This is a genomic window from Pseudomonadota bacterium, from assembly GCA_010028905.1.
Taxonomy (GTDB): domain Bacteria; phylum Vulcanimicrobiota; class Xenobia; order RGZZ01; family RGZZ01; genus RGZZ01.
In genome coordinates this window covers 19,643-33,630 of the sequence record RGZZ01000011.1, presented here as the reverse complement: position 1 = coordinate 33,630, position 13,988 = coordinate 19,643, and the positions used below count along the sequence as shown (strand labels likewise).

The 13,988-nt window shown below is 64.4% G+C and carries 13 protein-coding genes; 5 read left to right on the top strand and 8 right to left on the bottom strand.

What is annotated here, in order from left to right:
* From EB084_01900 to EB084_01880, 5 genes are all read left to right on the top strand, one after another.
* The coding region (locus EB084_01900) for a hypothetical protein (GenBank protein ID NDD27004.1) at window positions 1–445 on the top strand (445 nt) is incomplete at its 5' end.
* The gene (locus tag EB084_01895) at window positions 442–2,670 is read left to right on the top strand and encodes a hypothetical protein (protein ID NDD27003.1); all 2,229 of its coding nucleotides are present in this window, start codon (window positions 442–444) and stop codon (window positions 2,668–2,670) included. The genes EB084_01900 and EB084_01895, both read left to right, overlap by 4 nt.
* The gene (locus EB084_01890; protein ID NDD27002.1) at window positions 2,655–3,071 is read left to right on the top strand and encodes a hypothetical protein; all 417 of its coding nucleotides are present in this window, start codon (window positions 2,655–2,657) and stop codon (window positions 3,069–3,071) included. Before EB084_01895 ends, EB084_01890 begins: the two co-directional genes overlap by 16 nt.
* Window positions 3,072–3,477: 406 nt before the next feature.
* A complete protein-coding gene (locus EB084_01885) occupies window positions 3,478–4,506 on the top strand; it encodes a hypothetical protein (protein NDD27001.1) in 1,029 nt (342 codons plus the stop codon).
* Between the two features lie 127 nt (window positions 4,507–4,633).
* The gene (locus EB084_01880; GenBank protein ID NDD27000.1) at window positions 4,634–5,746 is read left to right on the top strand and encodes a hypothetical protein; all 1,113 of its coding nucleotides are present in this window, start codon (window positions 4,634–4,636) and stop codon (window positions 5,744–5,746) included.
* Between the two features lie 48 nt (window positions 5,747–5,794).
* Here EB084_01880 and EB084_01875 read toward each other — a convergent pair whose 3' ends face one another.
* Genes EB084_01875 through EB084_01840 form a run of 8 tightly spaced genes read right to left on the bottom strand, consistent with a single transcriptional unit; the run spans window position 5,795 to window position 13,935 of the window.
* Window positions 5,795–6,856, bottom strand: coding sequence for a response regulator (locus EB084_01875; protein NDD26999.1), 1,062 nt, complete (start codon window positions 6,854–6,856; stop codon window positions 5,795–5,797).
* A gap of 2 nt (window positions 6,857–6,858) precedes the next feature.
* Window positions 6,859–7,461 carry a chemoreceptor glutamine deamidase CheD gene (locus EB084_01870; GenBank protein ID NDD26998.1) on the bottom strand — a complete coding sequence of 201 codons (603 nt, stop codon included), beginning with the start codon at window positions 7,459–7,461 and terminating at the stop codon, window positions 6,859–6,861.
* Entirely contained in the window at window positions 7,461–8,294 is an 834-nt protein-coding gene (locus EB084_01865) for a protein-glutamate O-methyltransferase CheR (protein NDD26997.1), read from the bottom strand. Before EB084_01865 ends, EB084_01870 begins: the two co-directional genes overlap by 1 nt.
* Window positions 8,295–8,327: 33 nt before the next feature.
* Window positions 8,328–10,598 carry a GAF domain-containing protein gene (locus tag EB084_01860; GenBank protein NDD26996.1) on the bottom strand — a complete coding sequence of 757 codons (2,271 nt, stop codon included), beginning with the start codon at window positions 10,596–10,598 and terminating at the stop codon, window positions 8,328–8,330.
* Complete coding sequence (locus EB084_01855; protein ID NDD26995.1) at window positions 10,595–11,149, bottom strand: chemotaxis protein CheW; 555 nt, start codon at window positions 11,147–11,149, stop codon at window positions 10,595–10,597. The genes EB084_01860 and EB084_01855 overlap by 4 nt, the downstream gene beginning before the upstream one ends.
* Window positions 11,146–13,437, bottom strand: a complete 2,292-nt coding sequence (locus EB084_01850) for a chemotaxis protein CheA (GenBank protein NDD26994.1) — start codon at window positions 13,435–13,437, stop codon at window positions 11,146–11,148. Before EB084_01850 ends, EB084_01855 begins: the two co-directional genes overlap by 4 nt.
* The gene (locus EB084_01845) at window positions 13,283–13,645 is read right to left on the bottom strand and encodes a response regulator (protein ID NDD26993.1); all 363 of its coding nucleotides are present in this window, start codon (window positions 13,643–13,645) and stop codon (window positions 13,283–13,285) included. The genes EB084_01850 and EB084_01845 overlap by 155 nt, the downstream gene beginning before the upstream one ends.
* Entirely contained in the window at window positions 13,642–13,935 is a 294-nt protein-coding gene (locus EB084_01840; protein ID NDD26992.1) for an STAS domain-containing protein, read from the bottom strand. The genes EB084_01845 and EB084_01840 overlap by 4 nt, the downstream gene beginning before the upstream one ends.
* Between the last annotated feature and the right edge of the window lie 53 nt (window positions 13,936–13,988).

Sequence of the window (13,988 nt, the reverse complement as noted above, 5' to 3'; positions counted from 1 at the left end):
CTCGAAACCGCCGACCATCAACAACCAGCAGCCTCCTGGCTGGTTCAACGACATCACCTACACCCTGGGCGCGAAGACGGTGGAGTACTCCCTGAAGTCGTTCCAGTACAACGCTCAGAGCCCCACGGGTCTGGCACTCATCCGCCAGGAGACCCCCAGCAACGGGCAGGCCTACGAGATCGTCATTCCCACGGGTGAGGTGGCGTTCTGGCTCGGCCCCCAGCTCGCCGATCCGATGCTGCCCAGCGGCTACAAGGTGAACACGGGCTATTCCACCAGCCCCTTCGCGTGCGGGCTGCTGCAGATCTACGCCAAGGTAAAGGCCAAGCCCGACGAAACAGGTCTGAACGGCTGGCGAGAAGACTCGACCTTAACCCACGAGACGGGCAAGCTTCCCGAATCGTACATCGAGTACGGCACCCAAGTCTTGCTGAGGAATCCATGAACATGCGAACAAGAAAACGCGGCGTCGCCCTCATCACGGTCCTCATCATCCTGTCGCTCTGCCTGTTCTTTGTCACGGCGGTGCTGATTCGGTCGAACAACACCATCTTCATGGTCAATCACCAGATGATCTCGACCCAGGCGCGCTACGTAGCCGAGGCTGCCGCCATGCGGCATGCCGAGCTGCTCGAGGACTACCTGCGCAAGCTCGACCTGACCCAGAACGCCACCGCCAAGAACGACCCCCAGATGCCGGTGAACGCGGGGCAAGCCGCCCAGGGCAGCGGCGCACTCTCGAACCAGACCATATACAACGCCGCCGGCTCGGTGATCGGCTACGCCACGGTCACCATACAGTCGAGCACTCAGGTCATGAGCACGAACACGGCCAACAACACGCAGTCTGTGGCGGGCAGCGTCATCATCTCCTCGACGGGCTGGACGCTCAACGTTCCAGGCTTGACGCGCACGGTGAAGCTGGTCTACACCCTCAGTGGAACCGTCTCCACCGCCACCACCGTGGCCCCCCCCTCCGGACCTTCCCCCGTGTTCAACTACGCCTACTTCATGAACCACTGGGCCTGGTGGTCCGGCTTCTCACAGGGTCAGGCCCTCATCTTCGGCAACACGGGAGCCAACGGCAACTTCGACATCCTCGGCAGCGGCACGTACCTCGGGGTGAATCCCACCAACATGGCGCCGGTGAACGTGAACGGCACCATGTACAACGATCCGAATGCGTCGAGCACCTACAGCAGCCCCTTCGCCTCCTTGAGCGTACACACCAATACACCCGGCCAGAGCAACCCCAATCCGAACTACGGCACCCTGGCATCGGCCGGCGGCAGCGCCGCCCCTCAGCCCTCACCGGTGTCGAACGTGGGGAAGATGCAGGTTCCCATGAACCTGAATGACATCGCCAACGAGAGCGGATCGCTCATGTCACAGACCGTGGCGAACTGGAGGGACCCCGTCACCAACCAGCCCCCCTCCCTGAAGATGAACACCTATGAGGTGACGTCGACCAACCCGTTCACCCTGGCCTCGGTTCCCATCAGCTCACGCAACATCACAACCACGGGCACCTACGGCACGACCGGGAGCGGGCAGAAGGAGAACGTGGTGCTCGCAGGCACGCCCATCTCGCAGATGGTGGCCGGCTACAACCAGAACCTGAGCGTCAACGGCAAGCCCACCGTCGACGTCATCGCCATCAACGGGCCCGTGGTGGTGAAGGGCAACATCGTGATGCAAGGGCTCATCGAGGGGCGCGGCAGCCTCTACGCGGGTCGCAACATGTACGTCGCGGGCAACGTGCAGTACAAGGGGGGCGACGGCCCCACGTCGGCCCCACCGTACGACTACCCCACAAACGGTCAGACAGGGAACGGCTCGTCCACCACGCCCGTGGCGGCGCCCACCCCGACGGCCTCAGACTACACCAGCGCCAGCCTCGTGTCGTACGTGGCAGGCGGGTCGGTGGTCTATGGCGACGTGACCTCTTCAAACTGGAACTCGCAGGTCATGGCGTGGCTGAACTACACCGACCCCGTCACCGGCCAGAAGGTGAACGACAACCACGAAGACGCCGGTCTCGACAGCGTCGTGAACTCCAAGCAGTCGAACCCCAACGACTCCAAGGAGAACGATGCCAAGTGGACCGTTCAGATACAAGACTCGAACGGGAACGTGCAGTGGTCTGACCTCACCATAAGCAACGGTCAGGCCGTGGTTCCGAACGGCTACTCGGTGGTTCCGGGAACAGGTGAGGATACCGACGGCAACGGGCGCTACACCCAGGCCTACAACTACACCCGAGACTTCCAGTTCGCGTCGCGCCAGGATTCGAGCGGCAACTACAGCACCCAGACGTTCACCAGCAGCTTCTTCGACCAGTTCCCGAGCAGCGCGTCGTCGTACACCAACTACTGCACACCTGTGACCAGGATCGACGGTTACGTGGTATCGAACTACGCCATCGCGGGTCTTCTCGGCGACGGGGGCTCGCGCAACGTGGTCAGCTACGGCTCGCAGGTGGGGCGCCAGGAATGCATGATCGTCAATATCGGCTCGAAGAAGCAGCTGCTCTATCAAGATCCCCGACTGACGCAGACCACGGCGCCGGCGAACTTCCCTGTGAATCAGACGTGGCAGCCGCCCTACCAGCAGACGGCCCCACCCACCGTATCCGGATGGACCACCGTAAGGGCGTGGCAAGACATCTGAGAAGTGCAGCCCTGGCGCTGGCACTGTTCCTCGCCCTCCTTGTCGTCGACGCGCGACCCGGCTGGTGCCCGTTCGCGCCGCAGACCCCCGGTCAGGAGGTGACCGTTCCCGAGCTCCCTCCCGTGGAGACATCTCCCACGCCCGACCCGAGCCTCGGTGAAAAGCGTGATGGCGGCCGCCCTGCGGCCACCCCCACCCCTCGACCGCGCAAGCCCGTTCACCGCGAGTCCTGGCATCCCAGCCTGCTGTCGATGGTCGGACTTTCGCTGCTCGGCCTCATCATTCTCTACGTGCCGTCGCTGTGGATGCGCAAGGTGTTCCGCCAGTTCGATCTGCCTCCCGAGCTGCAGCCCCGAACAGGAGCCTGGTCGCGCGAGCAGCGCAAGAAGACGCAATCATAGCGCCCGTCTCGAGAGGGCCACCCCAGGCCTCGAGCCTGGCCTGCACATCGCTGCCAAACCCACCTTCTCGCGTCGGACATCGATTAAGAAGTCGTCACAATCGCCAGTTTCTTAAAGAAGCCTAACGTTTCCGTGCTGTTCAAGCCGTCATCTCCCTGCTATGCTGAGAGAGAAGAAAGCGCCCGAGCGAAGGGCGACGAACGGGGAGGTTCACATGAACAAGAAGGTTGCATCCATCGCGCTGGCCCTGGCCTTGGCAAGTCCGCTGAGCGCGCACGCCGGTGCCGCGGGCAGCAGCGTTCAGCAGACCAGCACCAGCAGCAGCAGCACCACGACGTCGACCTCGAGCTCGACCTCGAACAGCACGTCGAGCTCATCGACCTCGACGACGCTGGCCGACAAATTTGTGGGCACCTTCGACCTCGGATACACCGCGTACGGCTACGCGTACGAATATGGGCACGGCTCCGCCGAGGTCGGCTGGATCACGTACAGCCACAACAACTATCGCACCGGCCTCGAGCTGCTCACCCAGGGTCCCGCCTACACCAACTCGGGCGACGCCAACGCGTGGAACCCGCACGTGTACCTGCCCGATCGCAACGCGGGAACAAGCACCTCGATCGACCAGTCGACGAGCTATGGCACCGTCTCTGCCGTGCAGCACACCACGACGACGTCATACAACACCTCGTACCAGACCTCGTATCAGACCTCGTACCAGACCACCACGGACGTGACCACGAGCACCATCGGCTCGGGCGATGTCGTGCTGGCCATCAACACCAACACCAACATCAACGTAAACACCAACTCCAACACCAACACCAACACCAACGTCGACACGGTGACGAACAACTTCTACCAGAACCTCACCGCCAACACCACGTACACCACCTACTGGATCACCCAGGCGCAGTACGTGAGCCCCATCGTGCTCGATCTCAAGGGCTCGGGCAAGCTCGATGCCTCAGGCGGTCAGTGGCTCCCCCACTCAGGAGTGAAGGGCAATCGCCTCGCCCTGTTCGACATCCGCGGCAACGGCTTCGAGATGGCCGTGGAATGGCTCGGCCCATCGCAGGGCCTGCTGTTCGAGCCCCGCGCTGACGGCACGGTCGACGGTGGATGCCTCTTCGGGCAGGCCAACGGCTATGACGACGGCTTCCAGAAGCTGAGCCTGCGCGACAAGAACAATGACGGTCGCCTCACGGGGTCCGAGCTGAAGGGCCTCTACGTGTGGGTCGACCGCAACAGCAACGCCAAGGTCGACAAGGACGAGGTCGCCACGGTTCAAGACCTCAAGATCACCGAGATCGGCTGCAAGCACCAGGCCTTCAAGAGCACCTTCGTGATGAACGGCAAGCGCGAGGCGATGTGGGACTGGTTCCCCACCGCGTTCGACCTGCAGAAGGCCACCCGCGTCACCAAGCGCTGATCAGCGCGACGTTCGCAGCATCACGGGGGCGCCAGAGATGGCGCCCCCGTTTGCTGTCGCTGGGTCGCAGGGCGAGCCGAACATCGCCTCGAAGCCTTGTCCGATATCAAAGAGAAGAGCACATTTCATGCGCGCACGCGTTGTACTGACGGCAATCCTTCTTCTGAACCTGATGGCTCGCTGCGGCTGGGCCGCCCCAAGCCCCAAGGATTCGGGCATCTTCGTCTCGTCCGAGGAGCTCGTGAAGATGGGGGTCGACCTGCGCGAGTTCGCCCCAGGGGCAGTCTCCAACGATGAGACCATGATGATCGGCCACCAGAAGATCACCGACGCCAAGGAGATCGCGAAGGGGCACGTCTACAAGCTGTTCATCTTCAAGCTCGACCTGGCATCGAAGAAGGTCACCGCCGATGCGGTGTTCCTGCCCCTGCCTTCGCTCGAGAACTACGCCTGGACAGCCGACAGCAAGACCGTGGTCTGCATGGGAGGCTTTGGAACCCGCTTCGTCGCCGTCGACATCGCCACACGCCAGGTGCGAACCGTCTTCGCCCACGCGAAGGGCCAGCCCGGGTTTCGCGCCACATCGATGGTGTTCTTCCTCGAGAAGGGTCGCATCCACGCCCCCGGCTACTTCTACGACAAGGAGCAGATGACCACGAGTCAGGCCGTTGCGGCCATCGACCCCTCGAAGAGCGGTCTCGACGCCTTCGAGAACGTGCTCGACATCAGCACCCTGTTCCGCACGACCCTGGGCTGGGCGATGGAGGTGTGGTATGCCACCGATCAGGCCTACTACGTTCTCGGCGCCAAGAACGACAAGCGGCTCTACGCCTTCACCGGTGACCAGAAGAGCCTGAAGCTGCTCGACCGCGCCGCGTACCGCGTCGACCTCGTCGCCGCCGGTGCGGGCCGTGCCGTGGCCTGCATGCGCGAATCACGCGACGTGGGACGCACCGTGGTGTTCGACGTGGCCGCGAACAAGAAATGGACCATCGGGGAACCGAAGAAGGTCTATCTGTACCCCTACATGTCACGAGACGGCGCCACCCTGCTGGTGAGCACCATCGATCTCGCCGGCCGCAAGATGACCACCTGGTATGCTCACGACACAGACGCGTGGGGGCTGCACCCCATGCCTGGGCTGAGCGACGTCTGGCCCGGCGTGATCAGGTTCTCGCGCAAGGGGGGGTTGCTGGCGTTCTTCAACAAGGACGGCCTGGCCATCAAGCCGATTCCCTGAGCCTTCCACGTCAGCGGTAGACGCGAGAAAGCGCAACGAGCCGGCCGATCAGACGACGCGGCGCTCGAGCTGCTGCACGCAGCGTGTCACGACCTCGGCAATGGCTCCGAGAGGCACCAGCATCTGGGCGGCACCGCGGCGAACCGCAGCCCCCGGCATGCCCCAGACCACGCTGGTCGCCTCGTCCTGTGCGATGGTATAGCCGTGTGCGCGGCTGATGGCCTCGAGACCCGCCGCGCCATCAGAGCCCATGCCCGTGAGCAGCACACCCACTGCTTGTCGGCCCACGGCACCGGCAACCGAGGTGAACAGCACATCGACGGAGGGACGATGCCCCCCCACCGGATCGTCGTCCACCAAACGGATCCGAAGCAGGGGCTCGCACCGCTGCACGATGACATGCAGATGGCCGGTGCCCACGTAGACGTGATCACGTTGCAGAACTGCGCCATCGACCGCCTCGAGGCAGGGTCGACCGGTGACCTCGCCAAGACGGCGGGTGAAGGCGGGAAGAAACGAGATGCTCATGTGCTGCACCAGCACAACGGGAGGAAACTGCCTGGGAAGTCCCCTGAGCACCTGCTGCAACGCCTCGACCCCCCCCGTGGAAGCGCCGAACGCCACCAGCGCGCAGCTCTGAAGCGAATCGCGAATCAAGGGCTCACGCGGCTTGAGGCCTCCCTGGCGAGCGGCCTCGCGCAATCGCTGACGAACCGCGCTGGCGGCCTCACGAACCGCCGCGCGCAAGCGCACCGCGGCACCGACGACATCGCCGCCGCTCGTCGACATCGGCTTGATGACGCAGGCTGAAGCCCCTCGTCGATGCGCCTCGGCGTCGATCTCATCAAGCTCTCTGCCGACGGCACGAACCATCACCACCGGCGCCGATCGTCGCGCCGTCAGATCGCTCAGCAGAGACAGAGAAGCGCGCTCGGGCAGACCCGCATCGAGAACAATGACGTCCGGATACAGCACATCGATGCGATGATCGACCTCCGCCCCGTCAGACGCGACGCCCACCACCTCGATATCGCGCTCGAGCTCGAGGGCTGCCCGCACCACGGCCTGGGCTACCCCCGATGCATCGATGATCATCACGCGCACGCCCATGCTCAGAACAGCTCAACGTCACCGTCGATGGGTGCGCGCTCGAGGTCGCGCCGGAAGCGCAGCTCCTGCTCTGTCAGAGAAGGAACGCGAACCGCCTCGAGACGCAGCACGCGCGCCCTGCCGCTGCGCGGATGAAACTCAAGGCGGCGCGGGGTCACGTCTCCCACATCAGAGGAGACGAGGCGAAGCCCCTCGGTCTTGAGGTAATCGTAGGCGAACTCGATGTTGCGACGGCCACTGTCCCCGCGCCGCGCGGTGAGCGACGCACCGCCGAAGAGCTTCACCTCGAGATCGCTGCGGCGTCCTCCCGCTTTCATGACCTCGTTCACCAGAAGCTCCATGGCGTGCACGCCGTATCGCGTGGCCAGCTCTGCCTGATCGGGCAGGGCCCGCTCCACGAAGGGCAGCAGGAAGTGGTTCATGCCCCCCACCCCCCGCAGGGGATCGCGCACACAGGCCGCGATGCACGATCCGAGGACGGTGGTGAGCACATCGTCCTCGTCAGTCACATAGCAGGCTCCCGTGCCGAGCGTGACGCACCAGCGACGGCGCCGATTGTTGTAGTACCGCTCGCAGGCGCCCACCTGAAAGATTCGCGGAGGCATCACGGGCGCGCAACCTTTCGATAGGTCGTGCTGCCCAGCCACTCAGTGGCCCCCGAGAGATCGAGCAGCGCTTCTGAATGCCCCACCATGAGGTACCCGCCCGGCGCCAGCAGCTCGACCATCTTCTCCTGAATGCGACGGGCCGTTCCGCGATCGAAGTAGATCGATACATTGCGAAAGAAGATCACATCGAAAGGCCCCCGCATGGGCCACGACTCGATGAGGTTCAGTTGCTTGAAGGCGACGAGCCCGCGAAGCTCCGGCTTGACGCACACCTGGCCCTCGTGCACGCCCCGCCCGCGTCGAAACCAGCGCTGCAACCGCTCCGGCGAGACGCGTTCAGCCGCGCTCATCGAATACACCCCGTCACGCGCGACGTCGAGCGCGTCGATGTTGATGTCTGTGGCGAGTATGCGGGCATCCCAGTGCTCGAGATCAGGCAGGGTCTCCGCCACCACCATGGCCAGCGACCAGGGCTCCTCCCCGGTGGCGCACCCCGCAGACCAGATGCGCAAGCGTCTCGAAGCGGCATTCGCGGCCAGCCGCGCAGGCAAGACCTCGTGTGCGAGGGTCTCGAAATGCTGAGGCTCACGAAAGAACGATGTGAGATTGGTGGTGAGCAGGTTCACGCACACCGCTCTCTCGGCCACATCGACCTCCACGCGATCGAGATAGTCGGTGAAGCCACGCAGCCCCAGCGATTCGACGCGCCCCGCGAGACGACGGTAGACCATCATCTCCTTGCCGTCACGCAGCTCGATGCCCGACCATTCGAAGACGCGACGCCGGAGCAGCTCGAAGTCTTCCGCGCGGAACGTGCACGCGTCGCTCATGGAGCGAGCAGATGACCCGTGGGAACACTCAACTCAGAAGTCTTCCCACGCATCGCTGCCCGTCGCGGGGCGATCGGCGCGAAAGCCGCGAGGACGCGGCGTGATGCTGCGCGAGCTTCGAACCCCGGAGTCAGAGAAGGAGTCGGCGCGGCGCGGCTCTCGCACCCCTGATCGCTGCGTGTCGCTCTCGGGCCAGCTGTCTGCGCGTCGTACACCGCGATCGCGCCCCACCGCCCGACCCGCGCGGCTCTCACCCACGTCTTCTCGGAACGCAGGCATGACACGCGTGGGGTATCGCTCTTCTTCATCGACCCGCTCTGAGCCCACGTGAAAGAAATCGGTGAGGCCACGAAGCTTCTGGGCCTGGTTCTCGAGAGAATCTGCCGATGCCACAGATTCCTCGACCATGGCGGCGTTCTGCTGCGTCACCTGCTCAAGCCCAGCCAGGGCCTGCCCAACCTGCTCGACCCCAACCGACTGCTCACGAGTGGCGGATGCGATCTCTGAGACCAGCTCGCTCACCCGAGCCGCTTCGGACACGATGACTTCGAGGGCCTTCCCGGACTCTGTGACCGCCACAGACCCCTCCTCGACCCGCTCGACGCTGGTGCGGATGAGCACCTTGATCTCCTTGGCGGCAGCCGCGCTGCGCTGCGCCAGGCTGCGAATCTCAGAAGCCACCACAGCAAACCCGCGACCCTGATCACCCGCCCGCGCCGCCTCCACGGCGGCGTTCAGCGCAAGGATGTTGGTCTGGAAGGCAATCTCGTCGACCGTCGAGATGATGTCGCCGATGCGCGCGCTGCTGCCTTTTATGGCGCTCATCGCGTCGATGGTGCGAGACACCACGTTTCCACCCTTCTCGGCTTCTGAGCGCGCCACCGCCGCCCGCTCGGAGGCGCGGGTGGCGTTGTCTGCGTTCTGACGAACGGTGGAGGTGAGCTCTTCCATGGTGGCGGCGGTCCGCTCGAGCGACGATGCCTGCATCTCGGTGCGGTGGCTGAGATCAGCGCTGGCCGAATTGATCTCTCCGGCGGCCCGCGCCACGCTCAGCGATGCCTCGCGGATCTGTGACACCGTCTCGCGCAAGCGCTCCTGGGTGCGCGAGAGATCACGCTGAAGCGTGGCCAGATCGCCATCGAAGCTCCCCTCCATGCCGCAGGTCAGGTCGCCGTTGGCCATGGCGCTGAGCACTCGGGAGGCCTCCTCGACGGCGAACGCCTGGAACTGTGCGTCCTTGAGGCGCGCGTCGCGCAGCTGCGATACAGACGAGACGGCCAAAGAGATGACGCGAACCGCGTTGCGCAATGCCTGCGTGCGGCTCTCAGAGAGCAAGACAACCTCGGTGGAACAGAAGTCGAGGCACCCCGTCACCTCACCATCGATGACCACGGGAATGCTGAGCCCCGACCGAACGCCGCTTCGCACGGCTGCCGAAGAGCGAGGGCAATCGTGCATCGACGCGAGATCTTCGACATGGATGAGCTCACCGCTCTTCCAGGCGCGACCGTTGAGCCCCTCGCCCAGGCGAAAGGTCGTCTCGCGAGAGACGCGTCTGAACGCCTCATCGATGTTTCCGGAGTCGAGCGTGAAGCGAAGCAGGGATGCCTGCGCATCCATCTCCCAGTAGGCGCCATAAGACCACCCGAACGAGCTGCGCAGCACCGACAGCGCAGTCGCCGCGATCTCCTCCGTGTTGCGGGACCGAGAGAGATCGTCGGCCAGGCCCGCCACGGCCCTCGCGTCTGCGGCCATCTCGGCAAACGTGGCGGACTGCTGCGCGATGACCTTCTCGCGCTCGATGAAATACGTGCTCACAGCCAGCTCGTTGTCAAGAGAGATGAGCTTGAGCAGCGCCGACAGAACACGATCGCCGGTATCCGGGTCGCTGGCGTAGGCCGCGCGGATGCGCAACGTGACGAGCTCAGTGTAGTGGGCATACATGCCCATGTACCAGCGCGGCGTCAGGCCGATGCGATGATGCGTGAGACCTACCTGAATTCGGTTCCGGAAGTAGGTCTCGCCGTACTCGCCGCCAGTCAGACGAACGAAGTAGTCACGCTGGCTCCGCTTCGCACGCTCGAGAACCTGCGGGTCTTTGAAGAACGCGCGCGTCTCCTCGAAGGCAAGAAGACGTTCGTAGAGCGCTTCGATGATCTCGTCGGCATAGGCCTTTGCACGCTCATGAAAGCCCGCGAGGAGACGGGCATCGTCTTCGGTGAAGGCCACGAAGGCCTTGCGGCGCTCCCACTCCCCGAGGTCGAGATCTTGATTGCCTGCACCGGGGCGTTGGGTGAGTGTCATGCCATCTCTCCAGGCGATATAGATTCAGGGCGCGTTGCAACAAGCGCGCCATCGAGCAGTCGGTTCAATGCAAAGAGACGATCGACGTCGAGCACGATGAGCATGGCTTCCCCTACCGTTCCGAGACCGAGAACGCAATCGGCCTCGATGGGGCCTCCCACGTGAGGCGCCTCGAGCAGGTTTCCACGCTCAAGGGTGTAGACGTCAGACACCCCATCGACCACCGCGCCCATGGCGCGCCGACGCCCCGCTTCCTCGATCTGGAGAACGACAACCACGGTCTGCTTTCCGTAGGGCGCTGCCGGCAGACCGAAGCGCTCGCGCAGATCGACCACGGGAACGATCTCCCCGCGCAGGTTGAGCACGCCCTTGACGAACGGGGGAACGGAGGGGAGACGCGTGGGGCGTTCCCACACGCGTATCTCCTGCACGCGCAGGATGTCAACCGCATACTCCTCGCCGCCCAGGAAGAAGCTCAGCAGCTGCACGCTGTCGCTCACCGGCAAATCACCGGCAGGCCTCGATACGGGAAGATCAGGCGCAGCGCTCACAGCTCAGCATTCCCTGTCGTCATCAACATCCCCTCGCGGCGCCCGTTTCGCGCGGGGCCTGGCCCCTCCATGGTGACAAACCGGCGGCGCACCAGTCCCGCCACGTCGACGATGAGACCGATGGAACCGTCACCCAGCAGAGCCCCCCCGATGATCCCATCGATGTCGCGGAAGTTCCGCTCGAGGCTCTTCACCACCACCTGCTGCTGCTCGAGCAGCGCATCGATGATGAGGCCGCGACGCTCACTGCCCCACTCCACCACAACGAGCACGCGCCCATCTTGGAGATCAGGGTTACCCATATCGAGGAGATGATCGAGACGTGCCACGGGGATGTAGGTGTCCCGAAAGCGGTAGAGCCCGCGCCTTCCCCCCATCGAACGGAACCCCGCAGGATCGACAGGGAGGCACTCGACGATGGAGACGAGGGGCAGCACGAGAACCTCGCGACCCGCGCGCACGAACTGCCCGTCGATGATGGCGAGGGTCAGCGGGAGACGCATGGTGAAGCAGGTGCCCGTGCCTGGCGTGCTCTCGACCTCGAGCGATCCCCCGAGCGCATAGACGTTCTGGCGCACCACATCGAGCCCCACGCCCCGGCCGCTCACCTCGCTCACGGCATTCGCCGTGCTGAGCCCAGGCGAGAAGACGAGGTCGAGCGCGCGGTCGCGAGACAGATCTTCATTCTGCCCGACAATCCCTCTGCGACGGGCGACGTCGAGCACCTTTCGAGTATCGATTCCAGGACCGTCGTCGGCAATCTCCACCACCACGCGTCCCTGCTGATGACCGGCCCGGATCTCGACCCGGCCGCGAGGAGGCTTGCCCTTCGCCACGCGTTCAGCCGGCGTCTCCATGCCGTGATCGAGGCAGTTGCGAACGATGTGCATGAGGGGGTCGCTGATGCGCTCGAGAACGCTCTTGTCGAGCTCGGTGTCCTCGCCGATGACCTTGAGATCGACCTCCTTCCCAAGGGTGCGCGAGATGTCGCGCACCACGCGCGGAAGGCGACGCGTCACAAACGAGAGAGGCAGCATGCGGATCTCGAGAACGCTGTCTTGAAGGTCACGCGTGTGTCGGGCCAGGTCGTGAAGCCCTTCGGAGAGCTGCGCGCGCACGTGATCGGGCAGCTCGTCCACCAGCCGATCGAGCACAGATCGAGTGACAGACAGCTGCCCCACCAGATTGATGAGCCGATCGACCTTGTCGACCGCGATGCGCACCGCGTTGGCATCTTGAGCCACGGGCCGGACCTCTTCGTCGGCAGCGGCAGGCCCGCGGCCAGCGGGGGGAAAGGGTTCAGGATCACCGTCTTGCACCGATCGGACCACAGCGGTCGACGCGTGGCCCTCTCCCTCGCGGTGCGCTGAGGCGGATGGGGCCTGCACGCCTCTGGCCGAGGTGGCGGCAGGGGTGAGCGGCTCGATGGTGAGATCACAATCGTCGAGAACCCAGTCGAACATCTCCTCAACCAGATCTCGAGGAACATCTCCCTCGAGAACCAGGGTCCAGGCAACGTGCAGCGACGCGGGTTGCAGGTCGTCGAGGCCGGGAAGGTTCGACAGGTCGACTTCGACGTTCAGGGTGCCCAGGCTCTCGAGCGCCCTGAAGATGAGAATCGGGTCATTGCCCCTGCGCATCAATGCCTCACGCGGCACAAGGGTGATGCGCCAGCCCGGATGCAGGACGATGGAGGCAGGGTTCGCGTCTTCGGGCGGTGACCCCGAGGCACGGTCACCCAGCTGCTGCAGGTCATCGATGAGGCGCCTCACGTCGTCGGGGGGCACCGCTCGGTTCTCTCGCAGACACGCCATCATGGCGCCCACCCCATCGACCGTGGAGATCATCACCCCCACCGCCCGTTGATCGAGTCGCCCGCCGCTCTCGCGCGCCTGAGCGAGAAGGGTCTCGAGGCGATGGGTCACGCTCACCACGTCACGAAAGCCGAAGGTGGCGGCATTTCCCTTCAGCGTGTGCGCCGCGCGGAAGAGCTCATCGACGAGATCGGCGCTGCTGTGGCCTTTCTCGACGCGCAGCAGCCCACTCTCGAGCGTGGCGAGAAGCTCAGCGCTCTCCTCGAAGAATGCTTCGAGAAAAGCCTCGAGGTTGAGGTTCACCCTTGCCCGCCCTGCGTCACGCCAGAACCCGCCGCACCGTCTCGACGAGTCGCGCCGAGTTGAACGGCTTGACGATCCAGGCGGTGGCACCCGCCTCTCGACCCCGAGACCTGAACTCAGCCGAAGACTCGGTGGTGATGACGATGATGGGAACGTACCGATACGCGTCACGTTCGCGCAGAGCCCGCACCAGCGAGATGCCGTCGAGGCCTGGCATGTTCACGTCGGTGAGCACCAGACCGAACGACTCAGACGTTGCGCGCTCGAGGGCCTCATGGCCATCCTGGGCCAGCGTGACCTCAAACCCGGCCTCGCTCAAGGTTGCGGAGAGCATCTGGCGAATGGTGGCCGAATCGTCAGCGGCAAGAACCCGGATCATGTCACTCCCCCAGCCGCGGTCGGGATGTCTGCGAGCAGAGAGTCGAGGCCGAACAACCGGCTGGCCTCGGTGAGCTCGAGGCTGGGCGTGATGAACCGCACGCCGATTCCTCGGGCACGCGCATCGCGGCAGAATGCAGCAAGAACCTGCAGCCCCGCCGCGTCAGCCCGTTTGACATCGGTTGCGCGAACCTCGACAGCGGCGCCGTTGCGCAACGCGGCAAGAAACGTCTCACGCAGATCACCGGCGCTTGCGATGTCAAGTCTGGACGGCAGTTCAACGCGGTTCACCTTGCGGGGTTCGACGAACCCTTCGCGAAACTCCTACTGTGCCAGGAGAGGGA

Coding starts and splice junctions, on each gene's coding strand:
- EB084_01880 (NDD27000.1), top strand. CDS start 4,634: ATGCGCGCACGCGTTGTACTGACGGCAATCCTTCTTCTGAACCTGATG.
- EB084_01865 (NDD26997.1), bottom strand. CDS start 8,294: ATGAGCGACGCGTGCACGTTCCGCGCGGAAGACTTCGAGCTGCTCCGG.
- EB084_01870 (NDD26998.1), bottom strand. CDS start 7,461: ATGCCTCCGCGAATCTTTCAGGTGGGCGCCTGCGAGCGGTACTACAAC.
- EB084_01845 (NDD26993.1), bottom strand. CDS start 13,645: ATGATCCGGGTTCTTGCCGCTGACGATTCGGCCACCATTCGCCAGATG.
- EB084_01875 (NDD26999.1), bottom strand. CDS start 6,856: ATGGGCGTGCGCGTGATGATCATCGATGCATCGGGGGTAGCCCAGGCC.
- EB084_01895 (NDD27003.1), top strand. CDS start 442: ATGAACATGCGAACAAGAAAACGCGGCGTCGCCCTCATCACGGTCCTC.
- EB084_01860 (NDD26996.1), bottom strand. CDS start 10,598: ATGACACTCACCCAACGCCCCGGTGCAGGCAATCAAGATCTCGACCTC.